This is a genomic window from Sulfitobacter litoralis (genome assembly GCF_900103185.1).
Classification (GTDB): Bacteria; Pseudomonadota; Alphaproteobacteria; order Rhodobacterales; family Rhodobacteraceae; genus Sulfitobacter; species Sulfitobacter litoralis.
This window is the reverse complement of record NZ_FNJD01000015.1, coordinates 24,592-47,662: the sequence shown is the minus strand read 5'-3', so window position 1 is coordinate 47,662 and position 23,071 is coordinate 24,592. Positions and strand designations below refer to the sequence as shown.

Annotated in this window: 21 protein-coding genes; 5 read left to right on the top strand and 16 right to left on the bottom strand. The window is 59.0% G+C overall.

Going from position 1 to position 23,071, the window contains the following annotated elements:
- Positions 1-47 precede the first annotated feature (47 nt).
- The gene (gene xth, locus BLQ98_RS12430) at positions 48-830 is read left to right on the top strand and encodes an exodeoxyribonuclease III (protein ID WP_093733634.1); all 783 of its coding nucleotides are present in this window, start codon (positions 48-50) and stop codon (positions 828-830) included.
- On the opposite strand, the gene BLQ98_RS12425 is transcribed toward xth, so the two are convergent.
- From BLQ98_RS12425 to BLQ98_RS12370, 12 genes are all read right to left on the bottom strand, one after another.
- Entirely contained in the window at positions 797-2,335 is a 1,539-nt protein-coding gene (locus BLQ98_RS12425; protein ID WP_237271547.1) for a mannitol dehydrogenase family protein, read from the bottom strand. The two genes, xth and BLQ98_RS12425, sit on opposite strands and share 34 nt — an antisense overlap.
- 72 nt (positions 2,336-2,407) lie before the next feature.
- Complete coding sequence (locus BLQ98_RS12420) at positions 2,408-3,412, bottom strand: ABC transporter ATP-binding protein (RefSeq protein WP_093733633.1); 1,005 nt, start codon at positions 3,410-3,412, stop codon at positions 2,408-2,410.
- Positions 3,413-3,427: 15 nt separating this feature from the next.
- Positions 3,428-4,258, bottom strand: a complete 831-nt coding sequence (locus tag BLQ98_RS12415) for a carbohydrate ABC transporter permease (protein WP_093733632.1) — start codon at positions 4,256-4,258, stop codon at positions 3,428-3,430.
- 12 nt (positions 4,259-4,270) lie between these two features.
- Positions 4,271-5,137, bottom strand: a complete 867-nt coding sequence (locus tag BLQ98_RS12410) for a carbohydrate ABC transporter permease (protein ID WP_093733631.1) — start codon at positions 5,135-5,137, stop codon at positions 4,271-4,273.
- Positions 5,138-5,255: 118 nt separating this feature from the next.
- The gene (locus BLQ98_RS12405) at positions 5,256-6,560 is read right to left on the bottom strand and encodes an ABC transporter substrate-binding protein (RefSeq protein ID WP_093733630.1); all 1,305 of its coding nucleotides are present in this window, start codon (positions 6,558-6,560) and stop codon (positions 5,256-5,258) included.
- A 115-nt stretch (positions 6,561-6,675) separates the two neighbouring features.
- Entirely contained in the window at positions 6,676-7,707 is a 1,032-nt protein-coding gene (locus BLQ98_RS12400) for a LacI family DNA-binding transcriptional regulator (protein ID WP_093733629.1), read from the bottom strand.
- 192 nt (positions 7,708-7,899) lie between these two features.
- Positions 7,900-8,841, bottom strand: coding sequence for a carbohydrate kinase family protein (locus BLQ98_RS12395; protein WP_093733628.1), 942 nt, complete (start codon positions 8,839-8,841; stop codon positions 7,900-7,902).
- 3 nt (positions 8,842-8,844) lie between these two features.
- A complete protein-coding gene (locus BLQ98_RS12390) occupies positions 8,845-10,035 on the bottom strand; it encodes an ROK family transcriptional regulator (protein WP_335754876.1) in 1,191 nt (396 codons plus the stop codon).
- A 180-nt stretch (positions 10,036-10,215) separates the two neighbouring features.
- Positions 10,216-10,800, bottom strand: coding sequence for an HNH endonuclease (locus BLQ98_RS12385; RefSeq protein WP_093733627.1), 585 nt, complete (start codon positions 10,798-10,800; stop codon positions 10,216-10,218).
- Positions 10,801-11,013: 213 nt separating this feature from the next.
- A complete protein-coding gene (locus BLQ98_RS12380) occupies positions 11,014-11,679 on the bottom strand; it encodes an alpha/beta hydrolase (protein ID WP_093733626.1) in 666 nt (221 codons plus the stop codon).
- Entirely contained in the window at positions 11,676-12,308 is a 633-nt protein-coding gene (locus BLQ98_RS12375) for a DNA-3-methyladenine glycosylase family protein (protein WP_093733625.1), read from the bottom strand. The genes BLQ98_RS12380 and BLQ98_RS12375 overlap by 4 nt, the downstream gene beginning before the upstream one ends.
- On the bottom strand, positions 12,305-13,063 hold the full coding sequence (locus BLQ98_RS12370; RefSeq protein ID WP_093733624.1) for a precorrin-6A/cobalt-precorrin-6A reductase: 759 nt from the start codon (positions 13,061-13,063) through the stop codon (positions 12,305-12,307). The genes BLQ98_RS12375 and BLQ98_RS12370 overlap by 4 nt, the downstream gene beginning before the upstream one ends.
- A gap of 75 nt (positions 13,064-13,138) precedes the next feature.
- On the opposite strand from BLQ98_RS12370, the gene BLQ98_RS12365 reads away from it, so the two are divergent.
- Positions 13,139-14,362: an MFS transporter gene (locus BLQ98_RS12365; RefSeq protein WP_093733623.1), complete on the top strand. Its 1,224-nt coding sequence runs from the start codon at positions 13,139-13,141 to the stop codon at positions 14,360-14,362.
- 1 nt (position 14,363) lies between these two features.
- Here the strand turns inward: BLQ98_RS12365 and BLQ98_RS12360 are convergent, their stop codons facing one another.
- From BLQ98_RS12360 to cysS, 3 genes are all read right to left on the bottom strand, one after another.
- Entirely contained in the window at positions 14,364-15,131 is a 768-nt protein-coding gene (locus tag BLQ98_RS12360) for a squalene/phytoene synthase family protein (protein WP_093733676.1), read from the bottom strand.
- Between the two features lie 6 nt (positions 15,132-15,137).
- A complete protein-coding gene (gene cimA, locus BLQ98_RS12355; protein WP_093733622.1) occupies positions 15,138-16,754 on the bottom strand; it encodes a citramalate synthase in 1,617 nt (538 codons plus the stop codon).
- A 106-nt stretch (positions 16,755-16,860) separates the two neighbouring features.
- On the bottom strand, positions 16,861-18,402 hold the full coding sequence (gene cysS / locus BLQ98_RS12350; RefSeq protein WP_093733621.1) for a cysteine--tRNA ligase: 1,542 nt from the start codon (positions 18,400-18,402) through the stop codon (positions 16,861-16,863).
- A gap of 225 nt (positions 18,403-18,627) precedes the next feature.
- Here cysS and BLQ98_RS12345 point away from each other — a divergent pair, with 225 nt between their 5' ends.
- Positions 18,628-19,806 (top strand): pyridoxal phosphate-dependent aminotransferase, encoded by a 1,179-nt coding sequence (locus tag BLQ98_RS12345; protein WP_093733620.1) that lies wholly within the window; start codon positions 18,628-18,630, stop codon positions 19,804-19,806.
- A 156-nt stretch (positions 19,807-19,962) separates the two neighbouring features.
- On the opposite strand, the gene BLQ98_RS12340 is transcribed toward BLQ98_RS12345, so the two are convergent.
- On the bottom strand, positions 19,963-20,580 hold the full coding sequence (locus BLQ98_RS12340) for an outer membrane protein (protein ID WP_093733619.1): 618 nt from the start codon (positions 20,578-20,580) through the stop codon (positions 19,963-19,965).
- Between the two features lie 371 nt (positions 20,581-20,951).
- Here BLQ98_RS12340 and BLQ98_RS12335 point away from each other — a divergent pair, with 371 nt between their 5' ends.
- Positions 20,952-22,316, top strand: coding sequence for a phospholipase D-like domain-containing protein (locus BLQ98_RS12335; RefSeq protein WP_093733618.1), 1,365 nt, complete (start codon positions 20,952-20,954; stop codon positions 22,314-22,316).
- On the top strand, positions 22,313-23,020 hold the full coding sequence (locus BLQ98_RS12330) for an endonuclease/exonuclease/phosphatase family protein (RefSeq protein ID WP_093733617.1): 708 nt from the start codon (positions 22,313-22,315) through the stop codon (positions 23,018-23,020). Before BLQ98_RS12335 ends, BLQ98_RS12330 begins: the two co-directional genes overlap by 4 nt.
- Positions 23,021-23,071: the final 51 nt, after the last annotated feature.

The window sequence follows — 23,071 nt, the reverse complement described above, 5'->3', positions numbered from 1 at the left end:
ATCGCGGTATGCGCGATAGCTGCGCGAACCAATAAAGGGGGGCTGTCATGAAAATCGCCACGTTCAACATCAACGGAATCAAAGCGCGGATCGATGCCCTGCCCCAATGGCTGGACGAAGCGCAGCCTGATGTCGCCATCCTGCAAGAAATAAAATCCGTCGATGAAGGTTTCCCGCGCGAACTTTTTGAGGACCGCGGCTATAACGTCGAAACCCACGGTCAGAAATCGTTTAACGGCGTCGCAATCCTGTCAAAGCTGGCGCTTGAGGATGTGACCCGTGGCCTTCCCGGTGACGACAGCGACGACCAGGCCCGCTATATCGAGGCGACCGTTGTGGGGGATCATTCATCTGTCCGGCTGTGCGGGCTGTATCTGCCCAATGGCAACCCTGCGCCGGGCCCGAAATATGATTATAAACTGGCCTGGATGCAGCGCCTAGAAGACCGTGCCCGTGCGCTGCTGGCCGAAGAAACCCCGTTTTTGCTGACCGGCGATTTCAACATTATTCCGCAGGCCGAAGATGCGGCCACGCCGGACGCATGGCGCGAAGATGCGTTGTTTCGCCCGGAATCCCGTGCCGCATGGCGACGCTTGCTGGCGCTTGGCCTGACAGAGGCCTTTCGTGCGCGGACCCAAGGGCCGGGGCACTACAGCTTTTGGGATTATCAAGCAGGTGCGTGGAACCGCAACAACGGCATCCGCATTGATCATTTCTTGCTGAGCCCCGCCATCGCCGACAGTCTGCGCGATTGCCAGATCGACAAGGATGTGCGCGGACGTGAGAAACCGTCAGATCACGTGCCGGTGTGGGTCGACCTCGATCTTTGAGGCCTGTCAGGTTGAACCCGTCCATCTTGGTTGTCGGCCGATGTATAGGTGTTCATCGCGGCGACAGCCCCCTCTGCCCATATCAATGAAAGCCAATCGGAAAACGCAGCGCTAAAGTCCTCGGCCTGCGCCAGATCACCGTAGGGACGCGCTTGCTCCAGCCACGCCGCAGGGCGCGTACGCGCAGCTTCGGCAACAGGGCGCAATGCGTCCCAAATCGGATCGTTTGGCACGATCTCGCTGCCGTCTTCCCGCGTGCCTGCGCACATTCGGGCCCAGAATGCTTCGACCAAGGCCAGACCGGCAACCGACCGACCTGCGGCCAATTGATCGCGTAGGATCGGAAGAACGAAACCTGCGTGCCGCGCCGATCCGTCGAAAGCGACGCGGCGGGTGGTGTCGACAATGCGCGGATTAGAGAAGCGCTGCTCAATCAACTCCAGATATGTCAGCGGCATCATGCCGGGCACAGGGGCAACTGTCTGTGTGATCTCGTCAGCCTGCACACGGTGGAACATCGCGCGGATCGCTGGATGTGTCATACAGCCAGAGATCGTCTCGATCCCCAGTACTTCACCAACATTCGCCAAAATCTGATGGCCCGCGTTGAGAATGCGGATCTTCATTTTCTCATAAGCATGGACGTCGTCCGAAAAGGTTGCGCCCACCTTGTCCCAATCGGGGCGGCCTGCGCAAAAATCGTCTTCGATCACCCATTGGCGGAAAGCTTCATGCGTCACCGGAGCCGCGTCGTTCACGCCGAACTCCCGCGCCTGCGCAATCTCGGCAGGGCCGGTGGCCGGGGCGATGCAATCGACCATGGAGTTGGGGAAACTGGCGTTCGCGTCAATCCAATCAGCCAGCGACGGGTCCGACATCCGTGCAAGGGACACGACGGTTTGTCGTAGGATATCGCCGTTGCCTTGCAGGTTGTCGCAACTCAGCCCCGTGAACGGCCCCTGCCCCGCACCGCGCCGCAGACAGAGTGCGGCGACAATGGCCCCAAAGGCCGTGCGCGGGGTTTCAGGGTTCGCAGCGTCATGGACGATATCGGTATGGGACGCGTCGAACCCCTTGCTCACCGGATCAATGTAATAGCCGCTTTCGGTCACCGTCAGTCCGACGATGCGAATAGCCGGATCGGCCATAGCCCGGATAAGCGCACCGTTGCCGTCCTCGATCGGGAGGTAATCGATCATCGATCCTACAACCTCTGCCGAGGTTTGCGCAGGGTCGAGTTCAATCAGCGTTGTCAGGCAATCCTGCGCCAGAAGCTTTTCACGCATGGCCGCATCATAGGGACGCACGCCCGCACCAAGGATCGCCCAATCATGCGCCTGACCGATCTGCATCAACCTGTGTAGATACCACGCCTGATGGGCACGGTGGAAGTTGCCGACGCCGATATGGACAATGCCAGGCGTCAGCGCGCTGCGATCATAGGTGGGCCGGACGATATCAAGATCGCCGAGCGTCGCATTTGAGAGGTCTACCAACTTATCCATGATCCACATCCTTGTCGGATCGCGCGCCAGAAACACGGCGCGGGGTCCAACCTGTCATTCCTGCTGATTGCATCACTCGACCCTTAGGCCCTGCGCATCGAAACGGTGCAGCTTGTCAGCCTGTGGTGTCAGGTAAATCCGGTCCCCGTGTTTCACCGGCAACTCGCCGTCGACGCGCACAGTCATCGGTTCCGAGCCCGCGGCCCCGTGGACGTGCAAGAAGGTGTCAGAGCCCAAATGCTCGGCCACTCCGATGGTGCCTTCCCAAGCGCCTGCGGTGGTGGATACGTCAAGATGTTCGGGCCGGATGCCGATGGTGGGCGCGCCGCGCGCTTCGGCTTCGGCACCTTTGATGAGGTTCATTTTAGGCGATCCGATGAAGCCCGCGACGAATTCATTGCGCGGCTTATAGTACAGCTCAAGCGGGCTGCCGACCTGTTCGATATAGCCTGCGCGCAGCACGACGATCTTGTCGGCCATTGTCATCGCTTCGACCTGATCGTGGGTGACGTAGATCATCGTCGTGGCCAGCCGCTTGTGCAGCTCGCTGATTTCCAGACGCATCCCCACCCGCAGCGCGGCGTCGAGGTTCGACAGCGGCTCGTCAAATAGGAAGGCCGAAGGTTCGCGCACGATGGCACGCCCAATGGCGACACGCTGGCGCTGCCCGCCCGAAAGCTGCCCCGGCCGACGGTCCAGATAGTCGGTCAGATTAAGCGCATTGGCAGCGGCTTCGATCCGGCGCTTCTGCTCATCCGCAGGCAGACCGGCCATCTTCATCGGAAAGGCGATGTTCTTGCGCACCGACATATGCGGATAAAGTGCGTAGGATTGGAACACCATCGCCAGTCCGCGCTTGGCGGGCGGCACATGGGTCGCATCCATGCCGTCGATATCGATATGGCCGGATGTGATATCCTCTAGCCCTGCAATGAGCCGCAGCAACGTCGATTTCCCGCAGCCCGAAGGGCCGACAAAGACGGTAAATTCGCCGTCTTCGATGGTTAGATCCAGAGGCGGAATAACCCGCACGTCGCCGAAACTTTTGGAAACCTGATTAAGTCTGATTTGTCCCATGTGACTGTCCCTTACTTACTTGACCGCGCCGAATGTCAGGCCGCTGACAAGCTGCTTTTGGCTGAACCAGCCGAGGATGAGGATTGGCGCAATTGCCATCGTGGAGGCCGCGCTGAGTTTGGCATAGAAAAGGCCTTCGGGGCTGGAGTAGCTCGCGATGAAGGCGGTGAGCGGAGCGGCCTTGGCCGCGGTGAGGTTAAGCGTCCAGAAGGCTTCGTTCCACGCGAGGATAAAGTTCAACAGCAAGGTGGAGGCAATGCCCGGGATCGCCATCGGCGTGAGCACATAAAGCACCTCTTCGCGCAAGCTCGCCCCATCCATCCGTGCGGCTTCTAGGATCTCGCCGGGGATTTCGCGGAAGTAAGTGTAAAGCATCCAGACGATAATCGGCAGGTTGATAAGCATCAGAATGATGACCAGTGCGATCTTGCTGTCGAGCACGCCGAACTCGATGCAAAGCAGATAGATCGGATAAAGCACACCTACCGCAGGCAGCATCTTGGTCGACAGCATCCAAAGCAGAATGTCTTTGGTGCGCTTGCCAGGCACAAAGGCCATCGACCATGCGGCAGGTACAGCGATCAAGATACCAAGGACGGTAGAGCCGCCCGCAATGATGATAGAGTTCCACAAGAAGCGCCCGTAGTTGGACCGCTCCAGAACCGCTTGGTAGTTGGCCAGTGTCCAATCAAAGCCGAGAAAGATCGGCGGATCGGCAATCGCCTGCGCCTCGGTCTTGAAGCTGGTGAGGATGGTCCAAAGGATGGGAAAGAAGATCAGGAAACCGATGCCCCAAGCGAGGGCGGTGTTGAAGATCTTGCGGTTCTGGGTGATTGCGCGTGCCATGATATCTCCTCCTCAGGCGTCCAGGTTCTTGCCGACGATGCGCATCAAGAAGATGGCAACGATATTGGCAAGAATGATTGCATAGACACCGCCCGCAGATCCGAGGCCGATGTTTTGGCTTTCCAGCACCCGCTGGTAGATGAGATAGGTCAGCGTTTTGGTCCCAAAGGCACCGCCCGTGGTCACAAAGATTTCCGCAAAGATCGACAGTAAAAAGATCGTCTGGATCAGGATCACCACGGTGGTCGCGCGGCCCAGATGCGGGAGTGTAATATAAGCGAAACGCTTGGTCGCGGGGGCGCCGTCCATCTCGGCGGCGTCCAACTGCTCGCGGTCGAGCGATTGAATTGCCGTCAGCAGAATCAGCGTCGCAAAAGGCAGCCATTGCCAAGACACGATGATGACAATCGAGGTCAGCGAGGCTTGGCTCATCCATTGCACCGGTGTCGCACCGAAGAATTCCCAAAGGTAGGCAAAGAGCCCGTAGTTCGGGTCCATGAACATGTTCTTCCACACCAGAGCCGAGACGGTCGGCATGACGAAAAAGGGTGCGATCACAAGGATGCGGACAAAACCCTGCCCCCACATCGGCTGGTTCAGAAGGATGGCGAGCAAAATACCCAAGCCCACAGTAATCGCCAAAACACTGCAGACAATAATGAGCGTGGTCACCACCGAGGGCCAGAAGGCGCTGGATGTGATGAAGCGCACATAGTTGTCGAACCCTACCCAGCCCAGATCACCGCCGCGCATGGGCAGGTATTTCTTGAACGAAAAGTAAAGCGTCATGGTCAGCGGAATAAGCATCCATCCAAGGAGCAAGACCACCGCAGGGGCCATCATCAGACGTGCCGCTGATCGGGAATGTTGGGTCGCCATCTGGCACATCTCCTCTGCTGGCGGCGGATGCCGCGTTTAGGTGAAGGGTATCATATGAGGTGGTGGGGTGGAAAAGGGCGGCGGGGTCCGCCGCCCTTAATACCGGTGAAGCGGCGGCTTAGCGGTAGCCGGCGGCTTCCATTGCGTCGTTGGTCAGCGCTTGCGCCTTCTCGAGCGCCTCTTCGACGGTCTGCTGACCGGCATAGGCGGCAGAGAACTCTTGACTTACGTCGGTCGCGATGCCTGCAAATTCGGGGATCGCGGCGAACTGAACACCGACGTAAGGCGTCGGATCAACCGTGGAGTTCTGCGGATCAGCCGACAGGATCGAGTCGAGCGTCATCTGAGCAAAAGGCACTTTTTGATACTCTGGGTTCTCATAAAGCGACTTGCGTGCGCCGGGAGGAACGTTTGCCCAGCCTTCGTTCTCGGCAACCAGATCGATGTAGTCTTTGGAGGTGGCCCATTCGATGAACTCTTTCGCGGCATCTTCTTTTTGAGTGCCCGCCGGGATCGCCAGCGCCCATGCCCAGAGCCAGTTGGAGCGTTTGCCAAGGCCCGTGTCCGGTGCCAGCGCAAAACCAACCTTGTCGGCCACGGTGGAATCTTCACCGTTGGTCACGAAGGACGCCGCCACTGTGGCGTCGATCCACATGCCGCATTTGCCTTGCTGGAACATCGAAAGGTTTTCGTTAAAGCCGTTGGAGGCATAGCCCGCAGGGCCGCTCTCATCCATCAGGTCTTTGTAGAAGTTGATCGTGTTGGCCCATGCCTCGGTATCGAACTGGGCGTTCCAGTCCTCGTCGAACCAGCGCGCACCAAAGGAATTCGACATCGCTGTGATAAACGCGCCGCCCTCGCCCCAACCGGCTTTGCCGCGCAGGCAGATGCCGTTGATGTCGTTTTCGCGGTCGGTCATCGCAGCCGCGGCTTCGCGGATGAATTCCCAAGTGGGGTCTTTCGGCATTTCCATGCCGGCTTTCTCCATCAGGTCCGTGCGGTACATGATCATGGAGCTTTCGCCATAGAAAGGTGCAGCGTAAAGCGTGCCCTCGTGGCTCAGGCCACCTGCCATAGCAGGAAGGATATCGTCTGCGTCATAGTCTTCGCTGAGGTCATCCAGCGGTACAAGCCAGCCGTTCGCACCCCAGATCGGCGTTTCATACATGCCGATGGTCATGATGTCGAAAGAGCCGCCCTTGGTCGAGATGTCAGTGGTGACGCGCTGGCGCAGCACGTTCTCTTCCAAGGTGACCCATTCCACTTCGTGGCCGGTCTCTTCGGTGAATTTGTCGGTGTAGCCTTGCATACGGATCATGTCGCCATTGTTCACGGTGGCGATGGTGATCGTTTCAGCAAACGCACCCCCGCCCATGATCAGGGACAAGGCCGTAGCAGCATACAGTGAGTTCTTGCAGACCATCAATAGTTCCTCCCTCTATAGATGATGAAGCGAGAGTAGCCAGTGATACAACGCGCAGTCAACTTAAATTTTACGCGCGTTAATTATTTTTCAGGCAACCTGAGAACACAACGACTTACGCCGACGCCCGCATGACCAGCGTTCCCTCAAACAACGTCTCTTCGCGTTCGGTCAGCCGGGTTTCGTTTTCGATGATACCGAACAAGGTGCTGGCTGCACGATTCGCGATGGCGCCATAATCCTGTGCGATGGTGGTGAGCGGCGGGCATGTGTATCGCGAAAACGGGTGGTCATCCTGCCCTGCGATCCGCAGGACACAGCCCTTGCCGTGACCAACCTGCATCCCCAGTTCGTAGGCTGCCGACAGCATCCCTATGGCCAGTCGGTCGTTCGAGCATAGCACCGTATCCGTCTCGAACGCCCCCGCGGCCATCAGTTTACCGCCTTCGGTGGCGCCAATTTCCTCAAACTTCCATCCCTCGCCAGGCACCTGATGGATATGTGGCGCAAACCCGTGACGCGCCATTGCCTCCAGATAGGCCTGACGACGTTTGTTGGCGTTGGGATTGCTTGGGGTCTTCATCTCGAAAAAACACGGTGGCTCGCCGCTGCGACACAGGTATTCAACCATCAGATCGACACATTGAAAATTGTCGGTTCCGACGAACGCCTCGCAGACCCCTTCGATATTTGCATCAAAGGTCACAACGGGGACGTCTTTGCTAAAGCGTTCAATATCGGCCCTGTCAGAGGCTTTGCCAAACGGTGCCAGCAAAACGCCCGCCGGTTTAAGGGCCCTCAGGGATTCAAGATTAACCCGCTCCTGTGCGGGGTTGCCGTGCGAGCTGAGCAATATGGGGCTATAGCCCGCTGCCATACAGGCAAGTTCCACCTCGCGCCCGATCTCGGAAAAGAAAGGGTCAGCGAGGTTGGGCACGACAATGCCGATGTTGCGCGTCTTGCGGCGATTTTGGTTTACCGCATAGACATTCGGCCGGTAGTCATACTGGCTAAGCGCCGCTTCGATCCGTTCGCGGGTGGTGCGCCTTACACTGTCAGGGTCGTTGAAATACTTTGACAGCGTGGGCCGGGAAATCCCACTGACGGCGGCAAATTCCTCCATGTTACGGATTCTTTTCTCACCCATCTTGACCCTCGCTTAACAAAACGCTGCGCGCGTAAACTCTAGTCAATATAGGGAAAGGTTCGCCCGGACCGCAAGAGCGCTGAGCCTTGGCGCAGAAACGCCGCGATAGTGGGATTGCCGACACCGCCCCTACGGCGATGCGCGGTTAAACTGTTTAATCGCGACGCCTGATACCTGAGCGGGCGCGAGAGGTCATTGCGGCCCCTGTCTCATCTCTTCGATCCACGGCGGATTGGCACCGGCACGCGAAACAGTCACCGCGGCGACCTGCGCGCCATAGGCCAATGCCTCTGCCAGCACCTCGGGCGTGATGCGTCTGAGGGCGTCTTTGTGCAGCTGCCCAAGCTCTGACATTTTCGCCAGAACGCCTGCGTTGAACGTATCCCCGGCCCCGACCGTATCGACAACTTCTGTTTTCAAAGCGGGCACTTGCACTTCTGCGCCATCCGCCAAATAGCCTGTGGCCCCCTCGCTTCCGCGTGTAAGAATGACGACCGACGGTCCGTTATTCAGAAGATCTGCCACCTTATCTCGGAGCGCGAGCGGCGCGGGGTTGATCCAGTTAAGATCCTCGTCCGAGACTTTCACAATGTCCGCCAGCGCCAGCATATGATCGAGCCGCGCGCGGTAACGCGCTATATCCTTGATGAAACCGGGGCGGATATTGGGGTCGATCATCACCCCACGCCCGTCGGCATTGCGCGCCAGCAGCGCGGCGTAGGTATCTGCCCCCGGCTCGCACGCCAAGCTGATCCCGCCGAAATAGAGCGCCGAAACCTCATCCGAAAGCGCGGGAAGGTCGTCCGCCGTGATCATGCGCCCGGCAGAGTTTTCATCATAGAAATCATAGGTCGCGTGGCCGCCGATCAGCCGTACAAACGCAAGCGTCGTCGGGCGGTCAGAGACAATAAGATGCGACACATCTACATGGCTCTCCTTAAGGCCATTGACCAATTGCTGCCCGAACCTATCGGAAGATAGACCCGAGAGCATCCCCACCTGCGCCCCGAGCCGCCCCAAAGCGATGGCTGTATTAAAGACCGCCCCGCCCGCATGCGGCACGAAACCGTCAGGACCAGCATTGGTTGGTGTCGGGATCATATCGATCAGAGCTTCTCCGCAGCAAAGGATCATCTGTTAACCTTTCAAAAATGCGTCGCGGTCGACGAGGAAACGGTCCGAGAGCGGTAGGCTCGCCGCACCAAGCGCACGCGCGTCAGCACCGATGGTACCTTCGCGCACTTCGGGGATATTCACACCGGGCAACGGCTGGAGCTCGAGCGCGCGCCGGGTCCGCATAACCAGGTCGGCGCGGGTATCTTCGGGCAGCGAGCCATCGATCATCACGGTGTCGAAATCGATCAGACAGGTCGCGGCACGGATCGCCTGTGCCAATGCCTTGGCGGCCGCATCCAGCCAACTATCCCGAATGTCTCGTGGGAACTGCCACGCCGCCGGATCGTTCCAGCCATGGCTGTGGCTCTGGCCAGCATCATGCAGCATCGCCTCCAGCGTGGAAAGAGACGCGACATCAACGAGCTGCTGTCCGGATGTACCCGAACCCGCGAGCGGCATGGAGCCAAGCGCCCCTGCGTCACCGCTTTTGCCGATATAAAGCTTGTTGTCGAGCACCAGTCCACCGCCGACAAAATAACCGATATAAAAGTAAAGGAACTCGCGCGGTTTATCGTGAGCACCGAATACCAGCTCCGCCCCGCAGGCCGCCGAAGCGTCGTTGCATAGGTAGATTGGGCCCTCAACAAACTTTGCCAACGCCGCCACGATATCGAAGTCGCGCCACGCATCGAGGCTTTGGTTCGCGACGTCCCATGCCCACATGTTGAACGGCAGCGCGACGCCCAATCCCGCCGTCCGCATGCGCTGCGGGGCGGATAGAGTGGCGCGCATTTTTTTTAACGCCCGCTCAGTGAATTCCATAACCGCGCTCGGGGTCGGATGGGCATAAACCTCGCTGCTGTGGCGCAGCACCTTCCCCGCGAAATCGATGAGGATTAGCTCTACGCTACGCCGCCCGACCTTCAGTCCAAGGAAGAACGCACCGTTGGGGGCTAGCCCGATTGGAACAGATGGCTGCCCTACCCTGCCTTTTACCCGCACACCCTTTTTCAGCATACCATCGGCTTCGAGCGCGCGCATGATGACCGAGACAGTTTGCGCAGAGAGCCCCGTCGCGCGGGCGACTTCGACCTTGGGTGTTGGTCCGTTACGGCGCAGCAAAGACAGAACCAGCCTTTCGTTATAGGCCCGCATCCCGCTTTGGTTTGACCCGCGCGTCGGTCGGTCGGCGTGCGATTGATTGTCCTGCAAACCGACCTCCCCCTTTGGTATCTGCGTAGCTTTATCCGCAGAATTCCCAAACAAGCGACAGCAAGTCAATAATTAAATCACTCTTATTTATTAATTAGAGCATTTGTCAGATAGCTCCATCCGCCCCCCCTACGGACGCGTTCAAATCTTGATAGTCGTGAAGACCGAGGTTTCTACGCCTCAGGCTTGGAGCTCAGCGTCCCAATACAGAAAATCCATCCAGCTTTCGTGCAGGTGATTAGGCGGGAATTTACGGCCCATATTCCGGAGGTCTTCGGCCTGCGGCTGGCGCGGTGGTTTGCGCAGCTGGAACCCGGTCTGATGCAGCGCTCTGGACCCTTTTTTCAGATTACAGGGGCTACAGGCCGCCACGACATTTTGCCAGCTGGTGATCCCGCCTGCCGCGCGTGGCACCACGTGATCAAAGGTCAGATCCCCGCGCGCGCCGCAGTACTGGCAGCAAAATTCATCCCTCAGAAATAAATTAAAGCGCGTGAAGGCCACGCGCTTTTGAGGTTTGACATAATCTTTGAGAACGACCACCGACGGGATGCGAATTTGCATCGACGGGCTGTGAACATAATCGTCATACTCGGCGACGATATCCACCCGGTCTAGCCATTTGGCTTTGACGGCTTCTTGCCAAGGCCAAAGCGACAGCGGGTAATAAGACAAAGGTCTATAATCCGCATTCAGCACAAGGGCCGGTTTATTTTTCAGCCCTGCCGGGCTTCGCGTAAATTCAGTTCTAAAGTCGCCGTCCATTGTTCGATCGCCCCTTGCCGTTCCGCGTCCGGTCCAGCGAGACAGCCCCGCTGATGCTTTCGACTATATCTCGTGGTTTGCGTCTGACAAGTCGCAAACGGCTACAAGATGTCGCAGAAGGATTAGGGCGATTACGTAACAGGCATGTGACGGCAAGGGGCTTGCGTCGCGGGGGTCCCCCTGCGCACAGCCAAGGCCGCCGCAGGGGACAGGTCAAAGACCCAGTTTGTCGCGCATAAAGGCAAGCGCCACGCTCAGCCCATCGGGGGCGATCCCGTGGCCTGTGCCCTTCATGATATGGGCAAAGACATCGGTCCAGCCGGCTTCTTGCAGCGTCTCTGCGGCTTGGGGCAAGGACTGCGGCGGGACGACATCATCGGCATCCCCATGCACCAGAAGCACAGGAGGGCGTACGACGATTTCATCTTTCAGGCTTTCTGGTGACAGCAAGCGGCCCGAGAACGCCACAACACCGGCCACCGCGTCTTCGCGCCGCGGTGCGACATGAAGCGCCATCATCGTCCCTTGGGAAAAGCCAAACAGCACAACCTGTTCCGGCAGCAGGTCTTCGTCCACCATCAGCGCGTCGAGAAAGGCATTCAGGTCATCGACTGCCTGCGTCATGCCGCGCTCGGCTTCTTCCTCCGACGAATTGTCGATCCACGGGATCGGGAACCACTGGAACCCCATGGGCGCACCGGCGCAGGCTTCGGGCGCATCGGGGGCCACGAACAGTGTATCGGGCAGATGTTCACCCAACGGGTCGGCAAGCCCCAGTAGATCGGCGCCATTCGCACCATAACCGTGCAGGAACACGACGGCAGACCGCGTTTCCCCCGAGACCGGTTCGCGGCGCTCTGCGTTTAGTACTCGTGTCATGAAATCCCTTCCCGTTGTTTTGCCACGCGGTAGTACGAAAACAGGATGCGGGCTGCAACCGATCGCCATGGCGACCAGTCCTGCGCCATCGATGCAAGCTGTTTCGGCTTTGGTCGCTGAGGCAGATCAAACAGGATTTTCGCCGCCTCTTGCAAGGCCAGATCGCCCTGCGGCAGGATATCGGCGCGGCCCAGTGAAAACATCGCATAGATCTGCGCCGTCCACAGTCCGACACCGGGCACCGCCGTCAGCGTGTCAATCACCACGGCATCGGGTGCGTCCCGTAAAGCAGTATAGTCGATCCCGGCCTCGGCCAACGCCAACGCATATCGGATTTTCTGGCGGCTCAGCCCCGCCGCGCGCAAGCCCTCCTCACCCGCGGCGATAATCGCCGCCTCATGGGTCAACCCCGCCGCGTCCATCTTGGCACGCATTGCATTTGCCGACGCGACAGAGACTTGCTGGCTGATGATCGCCCCGATCAGCGCGTCAAACCCGTCCGCCCGCAACCGCAACGGCAAGGGGCCGGTCGCGTCCAATGCGATGGCAAACTGCGACACATGGGCTGCCAGCCACGCGGCACCTTCGACGACATCAGCGTCGCAGGTAATAATCGGGCCAGTACTCATAGGCCCACCCCCTTTCGTGGCAAGGTTTCAATCCACCGCAACCCCGCCTCTGCCCCATCCAGCGTTTGAGCGCCTGCGGGCGGTGGCGGGCGATCAATGGCGATCACCCGCATCCCAAGGTCAAGCGCCGCATCCAGTTTAGGGCGGCTTGGCGCGCCTCCGACATTGCGCAAGACCAGCGTGTCGATCTGCAATCGGCGAAACAATTCTGCTTCGGCTGCCCGCGTAAACGGCGGCTGACCAAAGACGGCTTCGGCAAAGGGTGGCAGCGCGGATCGCGCCTGTGCGTTGGTTTGACGCAGATACAGCCGCGCACCTGAGAAAGGGTGATACTGGTCTAACGTCCCCCGCCCGGTCGCGGCAAAGACGCGCGCCTTGGATCGGATCATCAGCGCGGCCTCGGCCACTGACGCAGCCCGCTCCGCTGGCGCGGTGATATCCCACATGGGCCGCACTATTCGCACATAGGGCAGGTTCAGCTGTGCCGCTGCGCCGAAAGCGATCTGGGATATATCAGCGTCAAACCCGTGCCCCGCGTCCAGAACGGCGGTAAATTTATGCACGCGAAGATAGGCCTCAACCTCATCGACATCGCGCGGTGACCAGATTTCAGAAGGTACGGCCAGCGGGCCAAAGCTCCGCTCCGCCCGTCGCAATACCGCCCGTGCAGACACGCCCGCCGCCGCCATGGCAGTAGCAATCTCATGCGCCTCAGCGCTGCCTGCGATCAGCAGGATATTCGGGCTCTGGTTCATGGCGCGACCATCGACGAGCCCGCCGTCGGACGCAAGGCCCTTGCAGCACCCCAAAGCCCGGTCTACGCATTCACCATGACAGTGATTGATGACACCCGCGCCAAGCGCAACGTTGCCGTGCTGGTGACCGCGCAGGCCTTTCTTGGCAGCCAGATGCCGATGTATTTTGTCGTTGGCGGATTGGCGGGGCAGCAGCTGTCGCCCAATGTCTGCCTTGCCACGCTGCCGATCTCGATGATCGTGTTCGGGTCGATGACCACGGCACCTTGGCTGTCCACTGTGATGCAGCGCTTTGGCCGCCGTGCAGGATTCGTTACGGGCGCGGTTGGCGGTATGACGGGGGCCGCACTTTGCGCATATGCGCTGACGGTGCAAAGCTTCATGATCTTCCTGCTGGGCAGTTATCTGATCGGCATCTACATGAGCTCCCAAGGCTTTTTCCGCTTCGCCGCCACGGACACCGCCTCTGACGCGTACCGGCCCAAAGCGATTTCCTATGTCATGGCGGGCGGGTTGATCTCGGCCATCATCGGGCCGCAGCTGGTGGGCTTTCTGACCGGCGCGAACGGTGACGCGACCGTCATGCGCTTTTATCCGGTCTATCTGGCCGCGATTGCGCTGAACGCTGTGGGCATGGTGCTTTTCGCCTTTCTCAACATCCCCAAACCACCCGTGCCTGCCGTGGATGCCCCCAAGGGCCGCAGCCGGATGGAGCTTTTGAAAACCCCGCGCATCGCCGTCGCAGTGATCTGCGGGATGGTGTCCTATGCGCTGATGAACCTCGTGATGACATCGACCCCGCTGGCGGTTGTGGGCTGCGGCTATGACATCGTCGATGCATCCCACGTGGTGACCGGCCACGTGCTTGCCATGTATGCGCCGTCATTTTTCACCGGCCACCTGATCGCGAAATTCGGGGTCGAGAAGATCCTTGGCCTTGGCATCGCGATCCTTGCGGGGGCCGGTGTGGTCGCGCTGCAAGGGGTTGATCTGAACAACTTCTACATCGCGCTGATCCTGCTTGGCATCGGTTGGAATTTTGGTTTTATCGGCGCGACATCCATGCTGGCCGGTGCGCACGAGCCCCACGAACGTGGGCGGATGCAGGGGCTGAACGATCTGCTGGTGTTTGGCGGGGTGACCTTTGCGTCGCTGTCAAGCGGCGGGCTGATGAACTGCTCCGGCGGCAACCCTGTCGAAGGCTGGGCCGCCGTCAACATCGCGATGATCCCGTTTCTGGTGCTGGCAGGCGGGTCGCTGATCTGGCTGATGCTGCGGCAACGTAGCGCGCGGGTCTAGCCTACCAGCGCCCCGACAGCGCACGCCATGACAGCGGGAAATCATTCATCGGCGGCAATTCCCCCGCGCTAACGCGTGCGGGAGAGGCCATCGCCGCGCTGAGCACTTTGTCCGCCGCGCCGAGGCTATACATCGCCGCTCGCGCTGCTTTCGATATCTTGCCACGGTTGGCCCGCGCCTGTCGCAACCGGGCCCGCGCCTTTTCCGCTAGCGCCACGACGCCCGCGTCGGTGCCGTCCAACAGCGGCACGCGCCCCTGCTCGACGAGCTGCGGGATCGCGTGCAGCCAGGCCGCCACCCCAGCACCATAGGCCGCATCCCGCACCGTCGCCTCCTCTGCCGGTCCCAAAGACCGCGCAGCCACCCACATCAGATTGCCGGTGGTCTGGTCGATATAAGCGTCGAAATGCGCGGTATCCTCAAAGGCGTCGCGGTAGATGTCCCACCGCCGAGCCGCAGCGAGCGTGTCCAGCAGCACCGCATCCTCGGGCGCGATGGCAAGTGCAAGGGGTGTCGCAACCTCGTGCCGCCGTACGACACCACGGTTCGCGATCTCGTCACAGACATCGCGCCACCATTGCAGCCGCATCTCTGCGATCATGGTTTCCTGCGTCACCCATGGGGCCCGCGCCACTTCGATGTTGAATGCATAAAGCGGGAAAAGCACGCGCCGCGCCGCAACAGGTGCGGCCATGCTGGCACGAAAGCGCAGCGGATCGGCGCGCTCGACGATTCCCGCGCAGGCGTTCAGATCGGCATCAAACTCCATCATGTCTTACCCTTTACGGTCCCGGATCAGCTTCCAGCGGATCGCGTCCAGCAGCGCCTCGAATGACGCATCAACGATGTTTGCCGACACGCCCACCGTGGACCAGCGTCGCCCCTGCCCGTCTTCGCTATCGATGATAACACGTGTCACCGCTTCGGTGCCGCCTTGGGTGATCCGCACCTTGAAATCGACCAGATGCATGTCTTCGAGCAAGGCGGAATACTGCCCCAGATCTTTGACCAACGCCTTGCTCAGCGCATTGACGGGTCCGCGATCACAGCCCTCTGTGTCCATACTTTCGCTCACCGACAGACGTTTTTCGCCGTCGACCTTCACGACGACAACCGCCTCTGACAGGCTGACCATCTGGTCATATTTGTTTTTGCGCCGCTCGACGGTGACGCGGTAGCGTTTTACCTCAAAGAGATCCGGCATCTGCCCTAAGGCCTTGCGCGCCAACAGCTCAAAGCTCGCCTGCGCGGTGTCATAGCTATAGCCTTCGGCCTCGCGCGCTTTCACCTCGTCCAGGATCTGCCCCAAGGCGGGGTCTCCCTTGGCGATGGTCAACCCTGCGCTTTCAAGTCGGCGGCGCAGGTTCGACTGGCCGGCTTGGTTCGACATGGGAATGATGCGCGTATTGCCGACCAGCGCGGGGTCAATATGTTCGTAGGTGGACGGGTCTTTCAGGATCGCGCTGGCGTGCAGCCCGGCCTTATGCGCAAAGGCCGACGACCCGACAAAGGCTGCTTGCTTGGTCGGCACGCGGTTCAATATCTCGTCCAGCGCGCGGCTGATCTGCGTCAGGTTGGCCAAGCTGTCCAAGGGGATTCCCGTGTCAAAGCGGCTGATATAAGGTTCTTTCAGCAGTAGGATCGGGATCAGCGTGGTCAGGTTGGCGTTGCCGCAGCGTTCACCCAGACCGTTCAACGTCCCCTGTATCTGCCGCGCGCCTGCGTCAATGGCGGCCAGCGAACAGGCGACCGCATTTTCGGTGTCATTGTGGGTGTGGATGCCCAGACGATCGCCGGGAATGCCTGCGGCGATGACCTCGCCCGTGATGCGCCCGACCTCGGCTGGCATGGTGCCGCCATTGGTGTCGCACAGCACAATCCAGCGCGCGCCCGCGTCATAAGCCGCCTTGATAGCGGTCAGTGCGTAATCGGGGTTGGCGCGGTAGCCGTCAAAGAAATGCTCTGCATCAAACAACGCCTCGCGTCCTTGGGCCACCAGATGCGCGATCGACTTTGCGATATTGTCGGTGTTTTCTTCCAGCGTGATGCCAAGGGCCGCCGAGACGTGGAAATCATGGGTTTTGCCCACCAGACAGACCGTATCCGTCCCTGCGTTCATCACCGCCGCAAGTACATCATCATTTTGCGCCGACATGCCGTTGCGCTTGGTCATGCCAAAGGCCGTCATCTTCGCCCGCGTCGTGGGTGCGGCATCGAAAAAAGCACTGTCCGTCGGGTTCGCGCCCGGCCAGCCGCCTTCGATATAATCAACGCCCAAAGTGTCGAGCGCAGTGGCGATGGTGACCTTTTCAGCGGTCGAAAACTGCACCCCTTGGGTCTGCTGCCCGTCGCGCAGCGTGGTGTCGTAAAGGTAAAGGCGTTCGCGGGTCATCGCAGCGATCCCTCCTTCATTTTGCCAGATAAACTTCGGGGAGCGTGAGGGGCTGGCCCCTCACTCCCGCACGTTGCAAAAGCACCAGCGCTGGACGCGAAGCAAATCACTTCAAAGCATCCAGTTTGGCGGGGTCGAAATTGGGGCCTGGTTGCAAAAGAACACCGTCCTTTGACATTTGAACATTTACACCAGCCTCACCTAAACCGGATTTGAGTTGATCAAGTTTTGTGAAATCTTTTGTTGTTGAGGCCTCAGCCCTAAGTAACTCGAAATCATTGGCAATTTTGCTCAGGGTTTCAGGCAGCTTGGCATCAACCTCACCCCATGTTCTTGTGACGGTGCCCTCTACAATTGAACTTTCCGATACTTCACTGGAGGAAGAAATAAAATCGAAAGAATGAAACTTACGCACCAATTCATCAGGGTCGAACCCCAACATAATAAGCGACGATGCCAGTCGATGAGCATCTGATTTCTTAAAGTAACCGTTCAAAAGCGTGAGCGCGAGGGACGTATTCAAATCACTTGAGAGCGCATCTACGAATTCAGAGGGGGGCGGAATCTCTAGTCCTCCAACCGCCGCACGCATAAAATTTAGATTAATATCAGAAAGTAACTCGGCCATCTTCCGCAGCGTCTTTTCCGCTTCGTCGCGCTTCTTCTCCGTCCAGTCCATCGGCTTGCGATAGTGGGTGCTGAGCATGACGAAACGGATCACTTCGCCCGGCACGCCCTGATCCAACAAGTCCCGTACCGTAAAGAAGTTACCAAGGGACTTCGACATCTTCTTGCCCTCGACCTGCAACATCTCGTTGTGCAGCCAGTAGCGGGCCATTTCGTCGGTGCCATTGGCGCAGCAGCTTTGGGCGATTTCGTCCTCGTGGTGCGGGAACTGCAGGTCCAGCCCGCCGCCGTGAATGTCAAAAACGTGCGGTTGGCTCTTTGCCTCTTCAGACAGACGGTCCTGACGAAGGGGCTCTTTCCACAGCAGCTCGTCCGCCATGGCCGAACATTCGATATGCCAGCCCGGACGGCCCCGACCCCACGGGCTGTCCCACCCCGGCGTCGCGTCGTCCGACGGCTTCCACAGTACGAAATCCATGGGGTTACGCTTGTATGGCGCAACCTCGACCCGCGCGCCGGCAATCATATCGTCGATCGACCGGCCCGACAGCGCGCCATAGGCTTTGTAGCTTTCGACAGAGAACAGCACATGTCCCTCGGCGGCATAGGCGTGTCCCTTGGCGATCAGATCTTCGATCATCGCGACCATCTGCGGAATATAGGCGGTGGCGCGTGGCATGTGGTCGGGCTCTAGCGCGCCAACGGCGGCCATGTCCTCCAGAAACCACTGGGTTGTTTCAGCGGTGATCTCGCCAATGGACCGCCCGCTTTCGGCCGCCCGTGCGTTGATCTTATCGTCTACATCCGTGAAGTTGCGCACATAGGTCACATGATCCTCGCCATAGACATGGCGCAGCAGACGGTTGAGCACGTCAAACACGATGACGGGGCGCGCGTTGCCCAAGTGGGCGCGGTCGTACACCGTCGGCCCACAGACATACATCCGCACGTTGTTATCATCGATTGGGATGAAATCCTCGCGCTTGCGGGTTTTCGTATTGTGCAGCTTGATTGTGGTCATGGCGCGTCCTTACGCAAGGATTGCGCGGGCATGGCACTGAAATCTCGGGAAGAAAACGATGTGAGCAAGCCCGCCGGAAGGTCTTAGCAGGGAATACAGCAAATAAGGGGTGGCATCATCCTCATAGGGTCTGCGTAGCCCGACCCGCCCGTGGCGGTCAAGCCTGATTGACAAATCAACCCTGCTCTGCGCCCCTGCGTCTTCACGTTACGAGGGAGAGACGGCATGCAACTATCATCGCGTATTACAGGACTGCTTGGCGGCGGATCAGACGGTTGGGGCGTTTTCCTGCGCGCGCGCCAGATGATCGCAGATGGTGCCGATGTAACCGAACTTACCATTGGTGAACATGACATCCGTACTGCCGCGCCGATCTTGCAAGATATGCACCGTGCAGCGCTGGCCGGTCACACGGGCTATGCTGCCATTCCCGGCACCACCGACCTGCGCGATGCCGTGGCCGCGCGGCTGCAAGAACGCACCGGTGTCCCCACAACGCGCGATAACGTGCTGATCACACCCGGTGGGCAAAGTGCGCTGTTTGCGGCGCATATGGCGACCTGCAACCCCGGCGATACCGCGCTTTATATCGATCCGTACTATGCCACATACCCCGGCACGATCCGCGGTGTCAGCGCCCTGCCCCATGCCGTTTTGGCCAGTGCCGATGATGCATTTCAGCCCCGACCCGCCGCGATAGCCGCCGCAGCCAAGCAGACCGGAGCAACATCGCTGCTGGTCAATTCCCCCAACAACCCAACGGGCGTTGTCTATTCTCGCGAGACGCTTGAAGGCATCGCGCAAGTCTGCCGGGATCACAACATGTGGCTGATCTCGGACGAGGTGTATGACACGCAGGTCTGGGAAGGCGAACATCTGTCGCCGCGCGCGCTGGACGGTATGGCAGATCACACGCTGGTCGTGGGGTCGATGTCGAAAAGCCACGCCATGACCGGTTCCCGTTGTGGCTGGATCGTCGGGCCGGTTGACGCGATTGAACATCTGACCAATCTTGCGACGCACACGACCTATGGCGTGCCGGGATACATTCAGGACGCCGCCTTGTTCGCGCTGAACCAAGGCACCGCGTTCGAGACCGAAATCTCGGCCCCCTTCCAACGTCGCCGGTTGTTGGCTCAGGATATTCTGGCACGGCAAAACGCCGTCAGCCTCGTGCCCGCCCAAGGCGCAATGTACGTGATGCTCGATATTCGCAGCACCGGCATGACGGGCGAGGACTTTGCCTATGCCCTGCTCGAGAAACACCACATCGCGGTCATGCCTGGCGAAAGTTTTGGCGAGGCCGCGGCGGGACATATCCGTGTCGCAATGACGATCGAGGACACGCGCTTTGCCCAAGCGCTGGCGACAGTGTGCGATTTCGCCGAGGCGCTCGCGGCCTGACACCGGCATCCCGGCAAGAACCGATATGAAAGAATCTAAAAAGGCCGGAGGATAATCCTCCGGCCTTTTTGACTGGCACTTTTTATATATCATCTGCCGAAGAAATCGCGTTGCGACGCCCTCGGCAGATACACCGCCAGTTGTCAGCTTATCAGCTTAGAAACGGTAAGAACCACGAACGTTGAATGTGGTTACATCTGCATCCACATCGGAGTTTCCGCCTACGTCATCAAATTTGTGCTCGAGAAGCTCGGCACCAACGCTGTATTGCTCGGTGATTTTGTAGTCCATGCCGATACCGTAGAAGGCACCGTCTTCGTCACCCATGGAGGTGTCGGCACGAGCGTAACCACCGGTTGCGTAGATCAGAGTGTTGCCCAGATCGTAGCCGCCTTTGATTTTAGCACGAGCAACGGAGTCAACAGTCCCGATCGTGGTGCCTGCAGCGTTGTCCAGATCGATGTCTGTTTTATCATAGTCCAGCTCGCCGCCCAGGACAAAACGACCGAAGTCATAGTTGTAACCTGCGTGGAAACCGTAGGAACCGTTGTCGCCATCCAGATCAGCAACACCGCCATCGGTCTCAGCGTCGGCATAGCCCAACTGCAGACCTGTGTAGAAGCCTGTCCAGTCGCCGCCCAGGTTTGGTGCAGGAACGGGCGCGGTCATTACGGGCTCGATCACTGGCTCCGACAGGCTACCAGCGAATGCTGCGCCAGCGAATGCTGTGGATGCCAAAAAGGCTGCGGATGCAAGTTTCATAGTGCGTTTCATAATCGTAACTCCTCGATCAGTTTACATCGGAGCGGGCGCTTCCCGCTTCATCGACACAACACGGCAGCTAAGCTCTGGTTGCAGGATTTCCCAATCACGGGTTGGTGATCGGTAATATGTTGCTCAAATGCACATTCCTTCGGCAGGGCATTGCTGCCGTAGCCCCTTAAAAATAACGCCACACAGGCGGTTTCACCGCACCCTGACACAACACTCGAAAATAAATTTTCCTAAAGTTGGAACCATACCCACGCGCACTGAAGTCAAAATTGGGCAAAAATGCTGCAAAATGTGGCGTCTAGACCGCTATGTGCTAGGTAGCTGAGCAGCCCGGATGGCGGGATTTTCTTCGACTCAGGGGCAAAACGACCATGATCGCATTTCTCACCACCCATATAGAGGTTGTTGGCGTTATCTTGCTGACGCTTGGTGTGGCCTTTATTCTCTTGCAACAGCGCCGCAGCCCGCAATCAACGGCCGCGTGGATCCTGTTTTTGGTGGTCATGCCTTATGTTGCCGCTCCGCTGTTTCTGGCACTGGGGTTCCGCAAACAAGGGAAACGCTACGAGCCCATCCACTTTACTCAAAAAGAAGATCCCCAAACGCCGGTGCATGCGCTTGACCAGATGTTCCAGAACTTCGGCCTGCCCCCCGCGCTAGAGGCGCAGCGGTTCAACTTGTACGAGACCCCGCAAACCGCCTACACCGCCGCGATGGAGCTGATTGCCAGCGCAACGCAGACCATCGACGTGCTGTTTTATATCGTCTCAGATGACGATACCGGTAATCATGTCGTCACTGCGCTGACCGAGAAAGCCCGCAACGGCGTTAAAGTCCGCTTGCTGATGGACCGGTTGGGCACGTTGCGCGGCCCCTCCAAGGCAGTCAAGGCGCTGCGCAAGGCCGGCGGGGAGGTGCTGTTCTTTTCCCCGATCCTGCAACTGCCCAGCAGTGGCCACCTGAACCTGCGCAATCACCGCAAGATGATCATCGCCGATCACGCCCGCGTTTTTTCGGGCGGGATGAATATTGGCGAACACTATATGTCTGACCATCCCCACGCGGATCACTGGGTTGATCTGGCCTTTACCCTAGAAGGTCAGTCGGTACAGACATTTTGCGATGTGTTCCGCTCAGACTGGGAAGTCGCCTGTGGCGAAGATGTAGACCATATTACTACGCCCGCCCCCACAACGGCGGGCAATGCCACGGTACAGCTCATCCCGTCGGGCCCTGATATCGTCGAAGACCCGCTGCACGACGGGATCATTCGTGCGCTGCATCTGGCACAAACCCGTATCTGGATCGCCACGCCGTACTTTGTCCCGACAGAGCCGCTGGCGAATGCGTTGCGCATCGCCGCGTTGCGCGGGGTCGATGTGCGTATTTTGGTACCGCATAAATCAAACCAGCATATCGCCGACTTTGCACGTGGCGGATACTTGCGCGATGCCCATACGGCGGGTGCTAAAGTCAAATATTTTGAACCCGCCATGATCCACGCCAAAGCCGCGTTGATTGATGATGTGGGCCTCGTGGGTACGGCAAACTTTGACGTTCGCAGTATGCTTTTGAACTTTGAGGCGATGTTGTTCGTTTATGATGCAAGCAGCGTGGCAATCCTGTCGGACTGGTTCAACGCCCGAGAGGCAGAGTGCCACGAGAACATGCCAAGCCCACACCTACCCCGCCGCCTGGCCGAGGGCGTCTTTCGCATAGGAGCACCGATCTTGTGACCCAGACCACCCTTCGCATCGCCAGCTATAATATGCGCAAGGCCATGGGCACGGACCGCAAACGCGATCCCGACCGCATTATGCGGGTGATACAGACGCTCAATGCCGACATTGTCGTGCTACAAGAGGCCGACATGCGGCTTGGGCCCCGCCCCTCGGCGCTGCCGGTGGATCAGGTGACCGCCCAAACCGGTTTGATCGCGGTGCCCGTCCCCAGCGAAGTCAGCATCGGGTGGCATGGCAACGCCGTCCTACTAAGCCCTGATGCAAAGCTGGTTGATGTAAAACACCTGAACCTGCCGGGAATTGAACCCCGGGGTGCAATGGTGGTCGATTTCGACCTCTATGATATCCCCATGCGCATCATCGCTACTCACCTCGGTCTCATGCGCCGATCGCGTCGCGCGCAACTTTCAGCGTTAATCGCGCATCTGGATGAACAGTCTCAACGTCCGACGCTTATCGCGGGAGACATGAATGAGTGGTCGCTGAACGTCGGTCTTGGACGGCTGGCGCATCATTTTGAGATTTATGCTCCGGGCAAAAGCTATCACGCACGCCTGCCGCTGGCAGCACTGGACCGCATCGCGGTAGACGCCGCGCTGAATGTCACAGACGGCGGCGTATGCGAGACGGACGACGCCCGCCGCGCCTCGGATCACCTGCCGATCTGGCTTGATTTTACGCAGTCAGCGGGTCAGTGAATTCCGACACTTAGCGCTGAAGCATAACATTACAAAACCACCGTATCCCAC

Excerpts from the sequence above, each read along its gene's own strand:
- xth (WP_093733634.1), top strand. The coding sequence starts at position 48 with ATGAAAATCGCCACGTTCAACATCAACGGAATCAAAGCGCGGATCGAT.
- BLQ98_RS12425 (WP_237271547.1), bottom strand. The coding sequence starts at position 2,335 with ATGGATAAGTTGGTAGACCTCTCAAATGCGACGCTCGGCGATCTTGAT.
- BLQ98_RS12420 (WP_093733633.1), bottom strand. The coding sequence starts at position 3,412 with ATGGGACAAATCAGACTTAATCAGGTTTCCAAAAGTTTCGGCGACGTG.
- BLQ98_RS12415 (WP_093733632.1), bottom strand. The coding sequence starts at position 4,258 with ATGGCACGCGCAATCACCCAGAACCGCAAGATCTTCAACACCGCCCTC.
- BLQ98_RS12410 (WP_093733631.1), bottom strand. The coding sequence starts at position 5,137 with ATGGCGACCCAACATTCCCGATCAGCGGCACGTCTGATGATGGCCCCT.
- BLQ98_RS12405 (WP_093733630.1), bottom strand. The coding sequence starts at position 6,560 with ATGGTCTGCAAGAACTCACTGTATGCTGCTACGGCCTTGTCCCTGATC.
- BLQ98_RS12400 (WP_093733629.1), bottom strand. The coding sequence starts at position 7,707 with ATGGGTGAGAAAAGAATCCGTAACATGGAGGAATTTGCCGCCGTCAGT.
- BLQ98_RS12395 (WP_093733628.1), bottom strand. The coding sequence starts at position 8,841 with ATGATCCTTTGCTGCGGAGAAGCTCTGATCGATATGATCCCGACACCA.
- BLQ98_RS12385 (WP_093733627.1), bottom strand. The coding sequence starts at position 10,800 with ATGGACGGCGACTTTAGAACTGAATTTACGCGAAGCCCGGCAGGGCTG.
- BLQ98_RS12380 (WP_093733626.1), bottom strand. The coding sequence starts at position 11,679 with ATGACACGAGTACTAAACGCAGAGCGCCGCGAACCGGTCTCGGGGGAA.
- BLQ98_RS12375 (WP_093733625.1), bottom strand. The coding sequence starts at position 12,308 with ATGAGTACTGGCCCGATTATTACCTGCGACGCTGATGTCGTCGAAGGT.
- BLQ98_RS12370 (WP_093733624.1), bottom strand. The coding sequence starts at position 13,063 with ATGAACCAGAGCCCGAATATCCTGCTGATCGCAGGCAGCGCTGAGGCG.
- BLQ98_RS12365 (WP_093733623.1), top strand. The coding sequence starts at position 13,139 with ATGACAGTGATTGATGACACCCGCGCCAAGCGCAACGTTGCCGTGCTG.
- BLQ98_RS12360 (WP_093733676.1), bottom strand. The coding sequence starts at position 15,131 with ATGGAGTTTGATGCCGATCTGAACGCCTGCGCGGGAATCGTCGAGCGC.
- cimA (WP_093733622.1), bottom strand. The coding sequence starts at position 16,754 with ATGACCCGCGAACGCCTTTACCTTTACGACACCACGCTGCGCGACGGG.
- cysS (WP_093733621.1), bottom strand. The coding sequence starts at position 18,402 with ATGACCACAATCAAGCTGCACAATACGAAAACCCGCAAGCGCGAGGAT.
- BLQ98_RS12345 (WP_093733620.1), top strand. The coding sequence starts at position 18,628 with ATGCAACTATCATCGCGTATTACAGGACTGCTTGGCGGCGGATCAGAC.
- BLQ98_RS12340 (WP_093733619.1), bottom strand. The coding sequence starts at position 20,580 with ATGAAACGCACTATGAAACTTGCATCCGCAGCCTTTTTGGCATCCACA.
- BLQ98_RS12335 (WP_093733618.1), top strand. The coding sequence starts at position 20,952 with ATGATCGCATTTCTCACCACCCATATAGAGGTTGTTGGCGTTATCTTG.